This is a genomic window from Pseudomonas sp. GL_093, from assembly GCF_057837605.1.
In genome coordinates, this window is record NZ_CM174448.1 from 5,740,868 (window position 1) to 5,758,146 (window position 17,279).

A 17,279-nucleotide genomic window follows, 5' to 3' on the forward strand; every position below is an offset into this window, starting at 1 on the left:
AAAGCCGTCAAGTCTACCGCTCATGCAGGATAATTTACAGAGGCGCGACAGCTTATGACGACGAAGCGACAGATTATGTCGAGTGAGCGACGATAACAGCGGGTTCAGGAGGTCGACGCGGCACTCGCCGATACAGTGGCCTGAGGGGCCGGCTTTTCGGTGGGCGCAACACGCGCGAGTTGCACATTGACCCGACGGTTCTTCGCCCGGTTGGCGGAATTGGTATTGGGCGCCAATGGATAACGCTCGCCGTGAAAGCGCACAGTGATTTGTGACTCCTGAACACCGTTGGCCTTGAAGAACTCCATGACGGCCAGGGCCCGACGCCGCGACAAATCACGATTGGTCAGGCGGTTGCCACTGTTATCGGAGTGGCCATCGAGCTCGATGTGGTTGACCGTCGGGTCGGCCTTCATGAACTCCAGCATCACCTGCAATTGAGCCTTGGCCTGCGCGTCGAGATCGATGCCTTCGCCGGGGAAGCCGATCTGCGATTGTTTAACCTGCTCGAAATTCTTCGGCAGCAGCTTCGCCACGCAACCCTGATAGTCGTTAAAGGCCTGGCTGAACTTGACTGGCAACAGACGCACTTCCGACACCCGGCCATCGCCCGAGTAATGTCGAACGACCGGACTGCGACCATCCATCAGGCCACTGAGCAAGCGGCCAGCCTGAACTTGCGAACTGTTGAACAACACATTGCCGCTGCCGATTCGCACAGAACCGAGGTTGATGTCGCCACGCCCCGGCTGCCACGGTGCAGCAGCCGCCAGCAAGGTGGCCGAACCGCCGCCGATCATCGCGTTATAGGCCTTCAGACGAAACGTCGCTTGCTCGCCAGCGCGGCGCACGAACTCACCCGAACCAAAATCGGTGATCGGCTGAGTCAGGCGGCACTCGAACTTGTCCCCTTCGACCGTCCACTCGATGCTCTCCAGACGGGTCTGGAAAGTGAGCGCCATCGCAGGAAGGCTGGCAAACACGCTGAGCAAGGCTAAATAACGCTGGCGCACGGGAGGCTCCACTGGCTTCTACAACAAAAAGACCGACACACAGATGTTTACGGCATACCTGTTGGATATCGGAAGCTTCCAGCAAAACTTGATAGCGAGTGCCTGGAAGAGTCTTTTCCGGTAGCATTCCCCTCAGTTTGACCCGCCTGGAATCCCCTCATGTCCGACCGCCTGACCCTGCTGCGTCCCGACGACTGGCATATTCATCTTCGCGATGGTGCTGTGTTGCCCAATACAGTCGCGGATGTCGCGCGCACCTTTGGTCGCGCCATCATCATGCCCAACCTGGTACCTCCGGTGCGTAACACCGCTGAAGCCGACGGCTATCGCCAGCGGATTCTCGCTGCACGCCCGGCCGGCAGCCGCTTCGAACCGTTGATGGTGCTGTACCTGACCGATCGCACACAGCCCGAAGAAATTCGCGAGGCCAAGGCCAGCGGCTTCATTCACGCCGCCAAGCTGTACCCGGCCGGCGCGACCACCAACTCGGACTCTGGTGTCACCAGCATCGACAAGATTTTCCCTGCACTTGAGGCCATGGCCGAAGTCGGGATGCCCTTGCTGATTCACGGTGAAGTCACCCGTGGCGATGTCGACGTTTTCGATCGCGAAAAATTCTTCATCGATGAGCACATGCGTCGTGTGGTCGAGCGCTTCCCGAGCCTCAAAGTGGTGTTCGAACACATCACTACTGCCGACGCCGTGCAGTTCGTCAACGAGGCTTCGGCCAATGTTGGCGCGACCATCACCGCGCATCACCTGCTGTACAACCGCAACCACATGCTCGTGGGCGGGATTCGGCCGCACTTCTATTGCCTGCCGATCCTCAAGCGCAACACCCATCAGGAAGCCCTGCTCGACGCCGCCACCAGCGGCAGCGACAAGTTCTTCCTCGGCACCGACTCGGCGCCCCATGCCCAGCACGCCAAAGAAGCCGCTTGCGGCTGTGCCGGTTGCTACACCGCTTATGCAGCGATCGAGATGTATGCCGAAGCCTTCGAACAGCGCAACGCGCTGGACAAGCTCGAAGCCTTCGCCAGCCTGAACGGCCCTCGTTTCTACGGCCTGCCGGTGAACACCGATCGCATCACCCTGGTCCGCGAAGAGTGGACCGCCCCAACCAGCCTGCCATTTGGCGAGCTGACCGTAATCCCGCTGCGCGCCGGTGAAAAACTGCGCTGGCGCCTGCTGGAGGAACACGCGTGAGTGAAGACCATTTCGACGACGAACAGGACGGTCAAGGCGGCGGAGGTGGTTCGCGCCACCCGATGGCTGAGCGCTTCCGTGGATACCTGCCAGTCGTTGTCGACGTTGAAACCGGTGGTTTCAACTCTGCCACTGACGCCTTGCTGGAAATCGCCGCAACTACCATCGGCATGGATGAAAAAGGGTTTGTGTACCCCGATCACACCTACTTCTTTCGCGTAGAGCCTTTTGAAGGCGCGAACATCGAAGCAGCCGCTCTGGAGTTTACCGGGATCAAACTCGATCACCCGCTGCGCATGGCAGTGAGTGAAGAAGCAGCGCTGACCGACATCTTCCGCGGCATCCGCAAGGCTCTGAAAGCCAACGGTTGCAAACGGGCGATTCTGGTCGGGCACAACAGCAGCTTCGATCTGGGTTTCCTCAACGCCGCTGTCGCACGCCTGGACATGAAGCGTAACCCGTTTCATCCATTCTCGAGCTTCGATACCGCGACCCTGGCTGGTCTGGCTTACGGCCAAACCGTACTGGCCAAGGCCTGTTCGGCAGCTGACATCGACTTCGACGGTCGTGAGGCCCACTCGGCTCGCTACGACACCGAGAAGACCGCCGAGCTGTTCTGCGGCATCGTCAATCGCTGGAAACAAATGGGCGGCTGGGAAGACTACAACGACTGATCGTTGGGTTTATCCCGCCCATAAAAAAACCGGCCTCAACGGCCGGTTTTTTTATGCCTCAAACGTGCCTTACAGCGCAGCAGCGTGCTCGGTCAGGTAAGCCGCGACGCCTTCGGTCGAAGCGGTCATGCCTTTGTCGCCTTTTTTCCAGTTGGCAGGGCAAACTTCACCGTGCTCTTCGTGGAATTGCAGAGCGTCGACCAGACGAACCAGCTCTTCGATGTTACGGCCCAGCGGCAGGTCGTTGATGATCTGCGAGCGGACAACGCCTTTGTCGTCGATCAGGAACGCACCACGGAAAGCTACGCCGTCAGCGGACTGAACGTCGTAAGCCTTCATGATTTCCTGCTTGATATCGGCAGCCATGGTGTAACGGACCTGGCCGATACCACCATTGTTGACCGGGGTGTTGCGCCAGGCGTTGTGGGTGAAGTGCGAGTCGATCGAAACGGCGATCACTTCAACGTTGCGTGCCTTGAAGTCAGACATGCGGTTGTCCAGAGCGATCAGCTCGGACGGGCAAACGAAGGTGAAGTCCAGTGGGTAGAAGAACACCAGGCCGTATTTGCCTTTGATGGCCGACGACAGGGTGAAGCTGTCTACGATTTCGCCATTGCCGAGTACGGCCGGTACGGTGAAGTCTGGGGCTTGTTTGCCTACGAGTACGCTCATTGGATATCTCCTGGTGTAAAAACGTGAAGTTCCGGGTTTGCGCCAGCCTGCCACCTTCAGGCGACAGCCCTGTGACACGAACCCGCTTCATAAGGACCGGCCATCATACACTGCGTTTTTGCCCTGTCCTTAACGGTTTTTTTGTCAGGGGAAATGCTGTCGACAGGTTTTCCTCGTGATCGATGCCGAGAGGAAACCGTTCGTCAGCCCTGAGCAAAGCTTTCAGAAACCACTTTGACAATCATTCTCGTTAACATTAAGATCCATCGCAATTGAGTCACAACCAGCGACGGTTTTCACTTATGTATGTTTGCCTCTGCACTGGCGTCACCGACGGTCAAATCCGCGAAGCGATCTATGAAGGTTGCTGCAGCTATAAGGAAGTCCGTCAGGCCACCGGCGTAGCTAGCCAATGCGGTAAATGTGCCTGCCTTGCCAAGGAAGTGGTCCGCGAAACCCTGACCAAATTGCAATCGGCCCAGGCCGCGATTCCCTACCCTGTAGAATTTACTGCCGCGTAAGTAACGTATTTCAAAGAACCGGACTTGATGTCCGGTTTTTTTATGTCTGAAAATCAATCGCTTACGCTCTAGACGCGGAACACAAACATTCTTATTCAGATTAATTTTCACTTAAGTTTCAATAACTTAGGTTTGACACTCTTAATTACGCGGCTCAAACTCAGCCTTATAGACAGCTACTTAGGGCAGGACCCCATCATGAAAGGCGACGTTACAGTCATCCAGCATCTCAACAAGATCCTTGCCAATGAGCTGGTCGCGATCAATCAATACTTCCTGCATGCACGCATGTACGAAGATTGGGGCCTGAACAAGCTCGGCAAGCACGAATACCACGAATCCATCGACGAGATGAAGCACGCGGACAAGCTGATCAAGCGCATCCTGTTCCTTGAAGGCCTGCCGAACGTCCAGGACTTGGGCAAGCTGCAGATCGGCGAACACACCAAGGAAATGCTTGAGTGCGACCTGCGTATCGAGCGCACCGGTCATGCGGATCTCAAAGTGGCTATCGCTCATTGCGAAACCGTTGGCGACTTTGGTAGCCGTGAACTGCTTGAAGATATTCTTGAATCCGAAGAAGAACATATCGACTGGCTGGAAACCCAACTGGGTCTGATCGATAAAGTCGGTCTTGAGAACTATCTGCAATCTCAGATGGGCGAAGAGTAAGTTAGCGCCCGCTAAACTCGAGACAATAAAAAGCCCCGCGCTCTTTTAAAGAGGCGGGGCTTTTTTATTGCCTGGGTTTCAGGCTTCGGTCTTGCCAGCAGCAGCTTTTTCAACAGCGGCTTTGATCGTGGCCTGCAACGAACCATCAGCAGACATTTCAGTCATGATGTCGCTACCGCCGACCAGCTCACCGCCAACCCACAGTTGCGGGAAGGTTGGCCAGTTGGCGTATTTTGGCAGGTTGGCGCGGATTTCCGGGTTCTGCAGGATGTCCACGTAAGCAAATTTTTCACCACACGCCATCACGGCCTGCGCGGCTTTCGCGGAGAAGCCACACTGCGGGGCATTCGGCGAACCTTTCATGTAAAGCAGAATGGTGTTGTTAGCAATCTGCTCTTTAATCGTTTCGATGATATCCATGGAGCACCTCGGCTGAACTTTCCGACTCAGGGGTCGGCACGGTGGCGCATTGTAACGGAAACCCGAGCACCCTGCTCGGTCTCCCCGACAGACTTGATCAAGCCGCCGCCACGGTCACTGGCACACCGTTCAACGCCGCATTGCCCGACAACTCATCGAGCTGACACTCGTCGGTCAAGTCATTGGCGCTGGAACCCGGCTGACCACTGGCAATGGTCATCTGCACCCCCGGCCGCGCATGGCCCCAACCGTGCGGAAGGCTGACCACGCCTTTCATCATATCCAGACTGCCGAGCACTTCAACTTCGATCTCACCGACCCGCGAACTGACCCGCACGCGCTGCCCGTCGTTGAGCCCACGGCTGGCCAGGTCATCCGGGTGCATCAGCAATTGATGGCGCGGCTTGCCCTTCACCAGGCGGTGATAGTTGTGCATCCACGAGTTGTTGCTGCGCACATGACGGCGGCCAATCATCAGCAACTCATCGGCCGCTGGTGCTTGCAAGGCTGCAAAGCGCGCCAGGTCGGCAAGGATCGCTGGTGGCGCAGACTGGACGCGCTGGTTGGCGGTTTTCAGGCGTGGCGCCAGGTTGGATTTCAGCGCCCCGAGATCGACACCATGCGGGTGATCGAACAAGGTCGCCAGCGACAATTTCTGTTCCGAAGCATCTCCATACAACCCCATCCGCAAGCCACGATCGATCATCTGCGCTGGCGGGATCGTCGGTTTCAGTTCCTTGCCGGTCTTCGCAGCAAAGGCCTTGGCCAGCCCCACGAAAATCTCCCAGTCATGCAACGCACCTTCAGGCTTGGCCAGGATCGCGCGATTGAACCGACTGACGTTACGCACCGCAAACATATTGAAAGTCGTGTCGTAATGATCATTTTCCAGGGCCGATGTGGACGGCAGAATCAGGTCGGCATAACGCGTGGTTTCATTGATGTACAGGTCGATGCTGACCATGAACTCCAAACCGTCCAGAGCCTGTTCCAGTTGTCGGCCATTGGGCGTCGACAGCACCGGATTACCCGCCACGGTAATCAGCGCGCGGACCTGCCCTTCCCCTTCGGTAAGCATCTCTTCGGCCAGCGCCGAGACCGGCAGTTCTCCACCATATTCAGGACGCCCGGAGACCCGACTCTGCCACAGATTGAAATGCCCACCCGAGGTGGACGCCACCAGGTCCACCGCCGGTTCGGTGCACAACGCCCCTCCTACGCGATCAAGATTACCGGTGACCAGATTGATCAGTTGCACAACCCAATGACACAAGGTGCCGAACGCCTGGGTCGAGACGCCCATGCGGCCGTAACAGACCGCTGTCGGCGCCGCCGCAAAGTCCCGCGCCAGTTGGCGGATCTGTTCGGCGGGCACCGCGCACAGTGGGCTCATGGCCTCGGCAGTGAAATTCGCGACCGCCTCCCGCACCTCATCCAGACCGTCCACCGGCAAATGACTGTCGCGGGTCAGGCCTTCTGCGAACAAGGTATTGAGCAATCCAAACAACAACGCCGCATCGCCACCGGGGCGCACGAATAGATGCTGGTCGGCAATCGCCGCGGTTTCGCTGCGGCGCGGATCGACCACCACCACTTTGCCGCCGCGGGCCTGAATGGCCTTCAAGCGCTTCTCCACATCCGGCACGGTCATGATGCTGCCGTTGGAGGCCAGCGGATTGCCGCCGAGGATCAGCATGAAATCGGTGTGATCGATGTCCGGGATCGGCAACAGCAAGCCGTGGCCGTACATCAAATGGCTGGTCAGGTGATGGGGCAACTGATCGACCGAGGTCGCGGAAAACCGGTTGCGAGTTTTCAACAGGCCGAGAAAGTAATTGCTGTGGGTCATCAACCCGTAGTTGTGCACGCTGGGGTTGCCTTGATAGACCGCCACCGCGTTTTGCCCATGACGCTCCTGAATCGCCGCCAGACGTTCGGCTACAAGGTTGAAGGCGTCTTCCCACTCGATGGGTTGCCATTCACTGCCGACACGCAGCATCGGCTGACGCAGACGATCCGGATCGTTCTGAATATCTTGCAGGGCGACGGCCTTGGGGCAGATGTGCCCGCGGCTGAATGTATCCTGGGCGTCACCCTTGATCGACGTGATCTGCACCGCGCCTTCGACCTCGGTGGTTTCGATGGTCAGGCCGCAAATGGCTTCGCACAAGTGGCACGCACGGTGATGGAGAGTCTTGGTCATGGCCAGTCTCTGTCTTGTTCTGGGCGGGCAATATCGGCCGCGGGAACAAAACTATGGCGCCTGATCCACTGCGGCGCCAGCGACGTTCGTCTTGTGAATCGGCGGCCATCAGGCCAGCCGATGACCGCTGGGGATCAGTTCGGCGGCAGCCTCGGCGGCGCCTGCAACTGGATCTCCTGGATGGTTTCGATCTGCTCTTGAGCGAGATGAACACCGGTGAGTTCGCCGATCAGTCGCCAGTGCTCGTCGAGCCCGGTGCTGATGGTTGCCATGCGGTCGATCATCCGCCGGCCGGCAGCCTTGGTCACTTCGTCTTCACTGCGCATTAACTCGAAGGACATCGAGGTCATGGACGCGGTGAGGTGGGTCAGCGAGCGAGCCGTGAGGCCGAGTAATTCCATTAACTGTCGTTCTTTCGATTCCATTCCGAAGGCTTCCTGCGTCGTTCGTGCGTTAGTTATAACCCGCCACTTTGCATTAGCAAATGTTTCAGACCAGACACATCCCTCAATCCTGAGCACAAATGTTTCGAATGACAGGTCAGAAACCGACCGTTGCTATGCCGTCCCCGCCCCATTTGATTGCAAAGCCCCGCGACCCCAGTGTACAAATGACGGGCTGCTGTCAGGAAACAGGCTTCAAAAGCGCTACTGCGGTCATCCCGTAGCCCCTCTGAAATCCCCTAAAAACCGTAGCCCTATTGGTAAGACGCGACATTTAATTATAAGATCGCGCCTTCCCCTATTTCGTCGCCCCGTGCGGCTTACGCCGCAGGTCTCGCCCGTTTTTCAGTTAAACAAGGCTTTGAGTATCTGCGGTCTGTTGCAAAAAGGTAGTCAATGATGAGCGCAAGGCACTTTCTCTCCCTGATGGATTGCACGCCCGAAGAGCTGGTCAGCGTGATCCGTCGAGGCGTTGAGCTCAAAGACCTGCGTAACCGCGGCGTACTGTTCGAGCCTCTGAAAAACCGCGTGCTCGGGATGATTTTCGAGAAATCGTCGACCCGCACCCGAATTTCGTTCGAAGCTGGCATGATCCAGCTCGGTGGCCAGGCGATCTTTCTGTCGCCGCGCGACACCCAACTGGGCCGTGGCGAGCCGATCGGCGATGCCGCCATTGTCATGTCGAGCATGCTCGATGCGGTGATGATCCGCACGTTTTCCCACAGCACACTGACCGAGTTCGCCGCCAATTCGCGCGTCCCGCTAATCAACGGCCTGTCCGACGATTTGCACCCGTGCCAGTTGCTGGCCGACATGCAGACGTTCCTCGAACACCGCGGTTCGATCCAGGGCAAAACCGTGGCCTGGATTGGCGACGGCAACAACATGTGCAACAGCTATATAGAAGCGGCGATCCAGTTCGACTTCCAGTTGCGCGTCGCTTGCCCGGAAGGCTTTGAACCCAACCCTGAATTCGTGGCCAAGGCCGGTGATCGGGTCACCATCGTCCGCGATCCGAAGGATGCCGTACGCGGCGCCCACCTGGTCAGCACCGACGTCTGGACCTCCATGGGCCAGGAAGAGGAAACCGCCAAACGCCTGAAGCTGTTCGCGCCATTCCAGGTCAACCGCGCCCTGCTCGACCTGGCCGCACCGGACGTGCTGTTCATGCATTGCCTGCCGGCCCACCGTGGCGAAGAAATCAGCGTCGACCTGCTCGATGACCAGCGTTCCGTCGCGTGGGATCAAGCCGAAAACCGTCTTCACGCACAAAAGGCCCTGCTCGAGTTTCTCGTCGAGCCGGCGTATCACCACGCATGAGCCATCCATTACTGCTGAACCTGCGTAACCTCGCTTGCGGCTATCAAGACCAGCGAGTCGTGCAGAACCTCAACCTGCATTTGAATGCCGGCGACATCGGTTGCCTGCTGGGCTCTTCGGGCTGCGGCAAAACCACTACCCTGCGGGCCATTGCCGGTTTCGAACCGGTACACGAAGGTGAAATCCAGTTGGCGGGCGAGACGATCTCCCGCGCCGGTTTCACCCTTGCCCCGGAGAAACGCCGGATAGGCATGGTGTTCCAGGATTACGCACTGTTTCCGCATTTGAGCGTGGCCGAAAACATCGCCTTCGGGATCCGCAAGCACCCGCAAAAGGATCGCGTCACCGAAGAGTTGCTGGAACTGGTCAACCTGAAAAACCTCGGCAAGCGCTTCCCGCATGAGCTGTCCGGTGGTCAACAGCAGCGCGTCGCACTGGCCCGCGCCCTGGCGCCGGAACCGCAATTGCTGCTGCTTGACGAACCCTTTTCCAACCTTGATGGCGAGCTGCGACGCAAGCTCAGCCATGAGGTGCGCGACATCCTCAAGGCCCGTGGCACCAGCGCGATTCTGGTGACCCACGATCAGGAAGAGGCCTTCGCGGTGAGCGATCATGTGGGGGTTTTCAAGGAAGGTCGTCTGGAACAGTGGGACACGCCCTACAACCTGTATCACGAACCGCTGACGCCGTTTGTGGCCAGTTTCATCGGCCAGGGTTATTTCATTCGCGGTCAGCTGAACAGCCCCGAGTCGGTACAGACCGAACTGGGTGAGTTACGCGGTAATCGTGCCTACACCTGGCCGGTTGGCGGTGCGGTGGATGTGTTGCTGCGTCCGGACGATATCGTTTATGCACCGGACAGCACGTTGAAGGCGCGGATTGTCGGCAAGTCTTTCCAGGGTGCGTCCACCTTGTATCGCTTGCAGTTGCCGACTGGCGCGCAGCTGGAATCGATTTTCCCGAGCCATGCCGATCATCAGGTGGGTTCAGAGGTCGGCATTCGTGTCGCGGCTGAACACCTGGTGCTGTTTCAGGCGTCGGGGAGTACGGCGGCGCAGATTCCGGTCGTCGAGTCCGGTGTTCGCCGCTACAGCAGCGCCCACTGATACACACGGACAAAAATGTGGGAGCGAGCCTGCTCGCGAAGGCGGTGTATCAGTCGACACTCTCGTCAACTGACACGCAGCCGTCGCGAGCAAGCTCGCTCCCACAGTAGGTTTCGGTTAACCCAGCATTAGCGTTCCGCTGGCAACGAGCGTCGCATTCCCGCCGATTTTCACCCGATCCCCTTCCAGCCGACAGTACAACTCCCCGCCTCGAGCCGAACGCTGACAAGCCGTCAGGCTCGACTTGCCCAAACGTTTCGACCAGTACGGAATCAGGCTGCAATGGGTCGAACCCGTCACCGGGTCTTCGTTGATGCCGATTGCCGGCGCGAAGTAGCGGGACACAAAATCATGCTTACTGCCCCTGGCCGTGACAATTGCCCCCGGCCACGGCAGTTTCGCCAGCGCTGCCATGTCCGGCTGACATTCGAGCACCGCCTGCTCGGATTCCAGCACCACAAACAACTCGTTCGACCCCAGCACATCAACCGCTTCCACACCCAGCGCGCGCTCGACATCCAGGGTCACGCCCACTTCCGACGGAATGAGCGCCGGGAAATCCAGCCACAAGCGCTCACCCTCACGGCTCACACTCAGCGGGCCGGACTTGCAGATAAAGTCCAGCCGCTCGACCGGCTCTTTATAGATTTCAAACAGAACGTAAGCGCTGGCCAGGGTTGCATGACCACACAACGGCACTTCGGTGGTCGGGGTAAACCAGCGGATATGCCAGCCCTGCCCTTCGCGCACCACGAAAGCGGTTTCGGCGAGGTTGTGCTCGGCGGCGATCTTCTGCATCAACTCATCGGCAAGCCAGGCATCGAGGCGATAGACCATCGCCGGGTTGCCACTGAACGGCCGATCACTGAACGCATCGACCTGATGAAACTCAAGCTGCATAACCTTCTCCCTTTGTCAGGCCACGGAGCATGAAGCTGCCGACAACCCGGCACCAGTGACAGAGCCCGTAAATTTGCACCATACAGCGCCGGACCGGAAGCCCTCGTCAGGCGCGGCCGATATCAGCGAACTTCGCCTGGGTATGTTCGGCCAGCACCGCGGGCGCCAATTCGACCTCCAGCCCTCGTCGCCCCGCGCTGACAAAAATGCTGGCGAAAGGCTGCGCCGAATTATCGATAAAGGTGCGCAGGCGCTTTTTCTGTCCCAACGGACTGATGCCGCCCAAGAGGTAACCGGTGGATCGTTGCGCAGCGGCAGGATCGGCCATTTCGACTTTTTTTACGCCAGCAGCATGAGCCAGGCCTTTCAAGTCCAGACTTCCGACGACCGGCACCACGGCCACCAGCAATTCACCTTTCTCGCTGGCCGCCAGCAAGGTCTTGAACACCTGCGCCGGGTCCAACCCCAACTTTTCCGCGGCCTCCAGCCCGTAGGACGCTGCCTTCGGATCATGTTCATAACTGTGCACGCGATGTTCGGCACGAACTTTTTTCAACAAATCCAATGCGGGGGTCATGACAGCTCCAGACTGGGCGGCAGAAGAAAAATACTGCGCTGGATTCTAGGTCATTGATCGACAAATGGCTCTATTGCGGCGCTATTTCAAAGGTTTGGCGGCGCCTTATGCCGTTCGTCCACCTTCAGCCTGCCGCGTGAACGATGCGGTCATTCATGTGACTAATAGTTCGATTGTGACTGACGGTTCACTTTCGACCTTTGACATCAGCGTTTCTTGTCTATATTTTTTCGAATCTGAATACTGTACGAATGTTCCTACGCAGCACCCAGCAGTAGGCCGAGAACAGGATGGGGATCCTGTCTCGGTGAAAATCGCGCTTTGACCATGATGCAAAAGCGCCAGACAACAACAAAAATGAGGTTTTCAATGACAACTGCTTTACAACAACCGTCGCTCTCAAGCCAATGCATGGCCGAATTCCTGGGCACTGCGCTGCTGATCTTTTTTGGTACAGGTTGTGTTGCCGCGCTCAAGGTCGCGGGTGCCAGCTTCGGCCTTTGGGAAATCAGCATCATCTGGGGGGTCGGCGTGAGCATGGCGATCTACCTGACCGCCGGCGTTTCCGGGGCTCATCTCAATCCCGCCGTCAGCATTGCCCTGAGCATTTTCGCTGACTTCGAAAAGCGCAAACTGCCCTTTTATATTCTCGCCCAGATCGCTGGTGCCTTCTGTGGAGCGTTGTTGGTTTACACGCTGTACAGCAATTTATTCTTCGATTACGAACAAACTCACCATATGGTTCGTGGTACTCAGGCCAGCCTCGAATTGGCGTCGGTGTTCTCCACCTTCCCCAACCCGGCCTTGACCACGGCACAAGCCTTTCTGGTTGAGGTGATCATCACTGCCATCCTGATGGGCGTGATCATGTCCCTGACCGACGACAACAATGGCTTGCCAAAGGGTCCGCTCGCTCCGCTGCTGATCGGCCTGCTGATTGCCGTAATTGGCAGCTCGATGGGGCCGCTGACCGGTTTTGCGATGAACCCGGCGCGCGACTTCGGTCCTAAACTGATGACTTTCTTCGCTGGCTGGGGTGAAATTTCCTTCACCGGCGGGCGCGATATCCCGTATTTCCTGATTCCGATTTTTGCACCGATTGTCGGTGCCTGCCTCGGTGCTGCAGCGTATCGCGGGCTGATTGCCCGTCATCTGCCTAGCGCCCTACCTGCTACAAAGGAAGCAGTACCGGCCATTGACGGCAAACCAAGAACTTCTTGATACCGTTGGCGCGTGATCCTGCCCATCAGATCACGCGCCGGACCTCACTCCCCTTTTTTCGTCCAAGGCAATCGACATGACCGACACTCAGAATAAGAACTACATCATTGCCCTCGATCAGGGTACGACCAGCTCACGCGCGATCATTTTCGACCGCGACGCGAACGTGGTCTGCACCGCCCAGCGCGAATTCGCACAGCATTACCCGCAAGCCGGTTGGGTTGAACATGACCCGATGGAAATCTTCGCCACTCAAAGCGCCGTGATGGTCGAGGCCCTGGCTCAAGCCGGCCTGCATCACGACCAGGTTGCCGCCATCGGCATCACCAACCAGCGCGAAACCACCGTGGTCTGGGACAAGACCACCGGCCGCCCGATCTACAACGCGATCGTCTGGCAGTGCCGCCGCAGCACCGAGATCTGCCAGCAGCTCAAGCGCGACGGTCACGAGCAATACATAAGCGACACCACGGGCCTGGTTACCGACCCGTACTTCTCCGGCACCAAGCTCAAATGGATCCTCGACAACGTCGAAGGCAGCCGCGAACGTGCGCGCAAAGGCGAGCTGTTGTTCGGCACCATCGACAGCTGGCTGATCTGGAAATTTACCGGCGGCAAAGTGCACGTCACCGACTACACCAACGCCTCGCGCACCATGCTCTTCAACATCCACACACTGGAGTGGGACGCGAAGATGCTGGAGGTGCTGGATATTCCGCGCGAGATGCTGCCGGAAGTTAAATCCTCGTCGGAAATCTACGGCCACACCAAAAGCGGCATCGCCATCGGCGGTATCGCCGGTGACCAGCAAGCGGCCCTGTTCGGCCAGATGTGCGTCGAACCAGGTCAGGCGAAAAACACCTACGGCACCGGCTGCTTCCTGCTGATGAACACCGGCGATAAAGCCGTGAAGTCCAAGCACGGCATGCTCACCACCATCGCTTGCGGCCCGCGCGGCGAAGTGGCTTACGCACTGGAAGGTGCTGTGTTCAACGGCGGCTCCACCGTTCAATGGCTGCGTGATGAACTGAAAATCATCAACGACGCCCACGACACCGAATACTTCGCCAACAAGGTCAAGGACAGCAACGGCGTGTACCTGGTACCCGCCTTCACCGGCCTGGGCGCTCCGTACTGGGACCCGTATGCCCGTGGCGCGCTGTTCGGCCTGACTCGCGGCGTACGCGTGGATCACATCATTCGTGCAGCCCTGGAGTCGATTGCCTACCAGACCCGCGACGTTCTGGACGCCATGCAACAGGATTCCGGCGAACGCTTGAAATCCCTGCGTGTCGACGGCGGTGCGGTGGCGAACAACTTCCTGATGCAGTTCCAGGCCGACATCCTCGGTACTCAGGTCGAGCGTCCGCAAATGCGCGAAACCACTGCACTGGGTGCGGCTTACCTGGCCGGTCTGGCGTGTGGCTTCTGGGGCAGCCTGGATGAGTTGCGTGGCAAGGCTGTGATCGAGCGCGAATTCGAACCGACCCTGGACGAAACCGCGAAGGAAAAACTCTACGCCGGCTGGAAAAAAGCCGTCAGCCGCACCCGCGATTGGGAACCGCATGAAGGCGCTGAATAAGCCGAGCTGAGTACTCGTATCGGTATGTAACTGGTAGGGAGCAGATTCCTGCGGCATCATGGGCAAATTTTGCACGGCAGCCCAAAGGAAGCCCCATGAATCTGCCTCCCCGTCAGCAGCAAATCCTCGAACTGGTCCGCGAACGCGGCTATGTCAGCATCGAGGAAATGGCTACGCTGTTCGTCGTTACACCGCAAACCATCCGCCGCGATATCAATCAGCTCGCGGAAGCTAATTTGTTGCGTCGCTACCACGGCGGCGCAGCCTACGATTCCAGCGTCGAAAACACCGCCTACGCCATGCGTGCCGATCAGATGCGCGATGAAAAGCAGCGTATCGGTGAAGCCATTGCGGCTCAAATCCCCGATCACGCCTCGCTGTTCATCAATATCGGTACCACCACCGAATCCATCGCCCGGGCGTTGCTCAATCACAATCACCTGAAGATCATCACCAATAACCTGCATGTAGCCTCGATGCTCAGCGCCAAGGACGACTTCGATGTCCTGCTGACCGGTGGCAATGTGCGGCGCGACGGTGGCGTGGTCGGTCAGGCCAGTGTCGACTTCATTAACCAGTTCAAGGTTGATTTTGCCTTGGTCGGCATCAGCGGTATCGATGAAGACGGCAGTCTGCTGGACTTCGACTATCAGGAAGTTCGGGTGTCGCAGGCGATCATCGCCAATGCCCGACAGGTCATCCTCGCGGCTGACTCCAGCAAATTCGGGCGCAACGCCATGATTCGTCTGGGGCCGATCAGCTTGATTGATTGCCTGGTGACCGATCAGCAGCCTGTTCCGGCGTTGGCGCAGTTGCTGAGTCAGCACAAGATTCGGCTCGAAGTCGTTTAACTCCCCTCACATCTTCGTCGACTGTACCGACGCCATCGCGAGCAGGCTCGCTCCCACAGGTTCCGCGTAACCCTTGTGGGAGCGAGCCTGCTCGCGAATACGGTCGCCCATGCGGCACACCTTCCGCGGCTTACCGCACATCTTAGATGTTCGAAAATTTTCCTTTCACGGCCCTTCGATCAGTATTTTCAATCGAAGTTAACTGGCTGTGGGCGACTTTATGGGCTACCATTTTCGCAAATGAACATTAATGTTCGAATTCCAATACAGAAAATCATAAAAGCCCGAGGCTAGCCGATGCCCACTTCTACCTTGCCTACGCCCCCTCTTGCTGAGATCTACGATATCGCCGTCATCGGTGGCGGGATCAATGGCGTGGGGATCGCAGCGGATGCCGCCGGTCGCGGTCTTTCGGTGTTTCTTTGCGAGAAGGACGACCTGGCCAGCCACACCTCGTCGGCCAGCAGCAAGCTGATCCACGGTGGCTTGCGCTACCTTGAACATTACGAATTCCGTCTGGTGCGCGAAGCCCTGGCCGAACGCGAAGTGCTGCTGGCCAAGGCCCCGCACATCGTCAAGCAGATGCGCTTCGTGCTGCCGCACCGCCCACACCTGCGTCCGGCCTGGATGATCCGTGCCGGTCTGTTCCTTTATGACAACCTCGGCAAGCGGGAAAAACTCGAAGGTTCGAAAAGCCTGAAGTTCGGCCCGGACAGCCCGCTGAAAAGCGAAATCACCAAAGGCTTTGAATACTCCGATTGCTGGGTCGACGATGCGCGTCTGGTAGTGCTGAACGCCATGGCCGCCCGCGAAAAAGGCGCCCACGTTCACACCCAGACCCGTTGCGTCAGCGCCCGTCGCACCAAGGGCATGTGGCACCTGCATCTGGAGCGCGCCGATGGCAGTCTGTTTTCGATCCGCGCCAAGGCACTGGTAAACGCCGCTGGCCCTTGGGTCGCCAAGTTCATTCGTGACGACCTGAAGATGGAATCGCCGTACGGCATCCGCCTGATTCAGGGTAGCCATCTGATCGTGCCGAAACTGTACGAAGGCGAACACGCGCACATTCTGCAAAACGAAGATCAGCGCATCGTCTTCACCATTCCGTACCTGAACCACTTCACCCTGATCGGCACCACCGACCGCGAGTACACCGGCGATCCGGCTGCAGTTGCGATCACTGAAGGCGAAACCGACTACCTGTTGAAAGTGGTCAACTCCCATTTCAAGAAACGCATCAGCCGCGACGATATCCTGCACAGCTATTCCGGCGTTCGCCCGCTGTGCAACGACGAATCCGACAACCCGTCGGCCGTTACCCGCGACTACACCCTGGCGTTGTCGGGCACCGGCGAAGAAGCGCCGCTGTTGTCGGTGTTCGGCGGCAAGCTGACCACCTACCGCAAACTGGCCGAGTCGGCGCTGGCGCAACTGGCTCCGTACTTCAAGGACATCAAGCCAAGCTGGACCGTCAGCGCTACCCTGCCGGGCGGCGAAGACATGACCACCCCGCAAGCCTTGTGCGCCTTGATCCGTGACAAATTCGACTGGGTGCCGACCGAAATTGCCCGCCGCTGGGCCACCACCTACGGCAGCCGCACCTGGCGCATGCTGGAAGGCGTGCAGAATCTCGGCGACATGGGCGAACACATCGGCGGCGGTCTCTACACCCGCGAAGTCGATTACCTGTGCAGCGAAGAGTGGGCAACCACCGCGCATGACATTCTGTGGCGCCGTAGCAAGCTGGGGCTGTTCACTACTCCGGCGGAACAGGAAAAGCTCAAGGATTACCTGAACAAGGTCGAACAGAACCGCAGCAAGATCGAAGCGGCCTGATCGGCAATCCGGTTAAAGCAAAGCCCCTGAATCTCACGATTCAGGGGCTTTTTTGTAGGTGC

General features: G+C 58.2%; 17 protein-coding genes. 10 read left to right on the top strand and 7 right to left on the bottom strand.

All coding sequences use genetic code 11. From position 1 onward, the window contains the following. Positions 1-104: 104 nt before the first annotated feature. Positions 105-1,013 (bottom strand): flagellar protein MotY, encoded by a 909-nt coding sequence (locus AC3IUE_RS26450; RefSeq protein ID WP_489264224.1) that lies wholly within the window; start codon positions 1,011-1,013, stop codon positions 105-107. 159 nt (positions 1,014-1,172) lie between these two features. Here AC3IUE_RS26450 and pyrC point away from each other — a divergent pair, with 159 nt between their 5' ends. Then, a complete protein-coding gene (gene pyrC / locus AC3IUE_RS26455) occupies positions 1,173-2,219 on the top strand; it encodes a dihydroorotase (protein ID WP_489264225.1) in 1,047 nt (348 codons plus the stop codon). Next, on the top strand, positions 2,216-2,893 hold the full coding sequence (gene rnt / locus AC3IUE_RS26460) for a ribonuclease T (RefSeq protein WP_046047091.1): 678 nt from the start codon (positions 2,216-2,218) through the stop codon (positions 2,891-2,893). Before pyrC ends, rnt begins: the two co-directional genes overlap by 4 nt. Positions 2,894-2,962: 69 nt before the next feature. Here the strand turns inward: rnt and AC3IUE_RS26465 are convergent, their stop codons facing one another. After that, a complete protein-coding gene (locus AC3IUE_RS26465; RefSeq protein WP_008155583.1) occupies positions 2,963-3,565 on the bottom strand; it encodes a peroxiredoxin in 603 nt (200 codons plus the stop codon). A gap of 302 nt (positions 3,566-3,867) precedes the next feature. On the opposite strand from AC3IUE_RS26465, the gene AC3IUE_RS26470 reads away from it, so the two are divergent. Continuing rightward, entirely contained in the window at positions 3,868-4,086 is a 219-nt protein-coding gene (locus AC3IUE_RS26470) for a bacterioferritin-associated ferredoxin (protein ID WP_008155585.1), read from the top strand. 198 nt (positions 4,087-4,284) lie between these two features. Further along, a complete protein-coding gene (gene bfr, locus AC3IUE_RS26475) occupies positions 4,285-4,758 on the top strand; it encodes a bacterioferritin (RefSeq protein WP_056742015.1) in 474 nt (157 codons plus the stop codon). Positions 4,759-4,836: 78 nt separating this feature from the next. Here the strand turns inward: bfr and grxD are convergent, their stop codons facing one another. From grxD to AC3IUE_RS26490, 3 genes are all read right to left on the bottom strand, one after another. Beyond that, a complete protein-coding gene (gene grxD, locus AC3IUE_RS26480) occupies positions 4,837-5,178 on the bottom strand; it encodes a Grx4 family monothiol glutaredoxin (RefSeq protein ID WP_046047090.1) in 342 nt (113 codons plus the stop codon). Positions 5,179-5,275: 97 nt separating this feature from the next. Then, positions 5,276-7,381 carry a molybdopterin oxidoreductase family protein gene (locus AC3IUE_RS26485; protein ID WP_489264226.1) on the bottom strand — a complete coding sequence of 702 codons (2,106 nt, stop codon included), beginning with the start codon at positions 7,379-7,381 and terminating at the stop codon, positions 5,276-5,278. A 134-nt stretch (positions 7,382-7,515) separates the two neighbouring features. Continuing rightward, a complete protein-coding gene (locus AC3IUE_RS26490) occupies positions 7,516-7,806 on the bottom strand; it encodes a hypothetical protein (protein WP_046047088.1) in 291 nt (96 codons plus the stop codon). A gap of 417 nt (positions 7,807-8,223) precedes the next feature. On the opposite strand from AC3IUE_RS26490, the gene argF reads away from it, so the two are divergent. Together argF and AC3IUE_RS26500 are read left to right on the top strand one after the other, a co-directional pair. Continuing rightward, positions 8,224-9,144 (top strand): ornithine carbamoyltransferase, encoded by a 921-nt coding sequence (argF, locus tag AC3IUE_RS26495; RefSeq protein ID WP_056742017.1) that lies wholly within the window; start codon positions 8,224-8,226, stop codon positions 9,142-9,144. Further along, entirely contained in the window at positions 9,141-10,250 is a 1,110-nt protein-coding gene (locus AC3IUE_RS26500) for an ABC transporter ATP-binding protein (protein ID WP_489264227.1), read from the top strand. Before argF ends, AC3IUE_RS26500 begins: the two co-directional genes overlap by 4 nt. 117 nt (positions 10,251-10,367) lie before the next feature. Here AC3IUE_RS26500 and AC3IUE_RS26505 read toward each other — a convergent pair whose 3' ends face one another. After that, complete coding sequence (locus AC3IUE_RS26505; RefSeq protein ID WP_489264228.1) at positions 10,368-11,150, bottom strand: PhzF family phenazine biosynthesis protein; 783 nt, start codon at positions 11,148-11,150, stop codon at positions 10,368-10,370. 106 nt (positions 11,151-11,256) lie between these two features. Continuing rightward, positions 11,257-11,727, bottom strand: a complete 471-nt coding sequence (gene ybaK, locus AC3IUE_RS26510; RefSeq protein WP_007971306.1) for a Cys-tRNA(Pro) deacylase — start codon at positions 11,725-11,727, stop codon at positions 11,257-11,259. Between the two features lie 369 nt (positions 11,728-12,096). Between ybaK and AC3IUE_RS26515 the strand changes: the two genes are divergently transcribed. The 4 genes from AC3IUE_RS26515 (at position 12,097) to glpD (ending at position 17,217) form a co-directional block, all read left to right on the top strand. Continuing rightward, positions 12,097-12,948, top strand: a complete 852-nt coding sequence (locus AC3IUE_RS26515; RefSeq protein WP_218538395.1) for an MIP/aquaporin family protein — start codon at positions 12,097-12,099, stop codon at positions 12,946-12,948. A gap of 76 nt (positions 12,949-13,024) precedes the next feature. After that, the gene (gene glpK / locus AC3IUE_RS26520) at positions 13,025-14,530 is read left to right on the top strand and encodes a glycerol kinase GlpK (protein ID WP_033057460.1); all 1,506 of its coding nucleotides are present in this window, start codon (positions 13,025-13,027) and stop codon (positions 14,528-14,530) included. Between the two features lie 95 nt (positions 14,531-14,625). Continuing rightward, a complete protein-coding gene (locus tag AC3IUE_RS26525; protein WP_007916700.1) occupies positions 14,626-15,381 on the top strand; it encodes a DeoR/GlpR family transcriptional regulator in 756 nt (251 codons plus the stop codon). Between the two features lie 297 nt (positions 15,382-15,678). Next, a complete protein-coding gene (glpD, locus tag AC3IUE_RS26530) occupies positions 15,679-17,217 on the top strand; it encodes a glycerol-3-phosphate dehydrogenase (protein ID WP_056742020.1) in 1,539 nt (512 codons plus the stop codon). Positions 17,218-17,279: the final 62 nt, after the last annotated feature.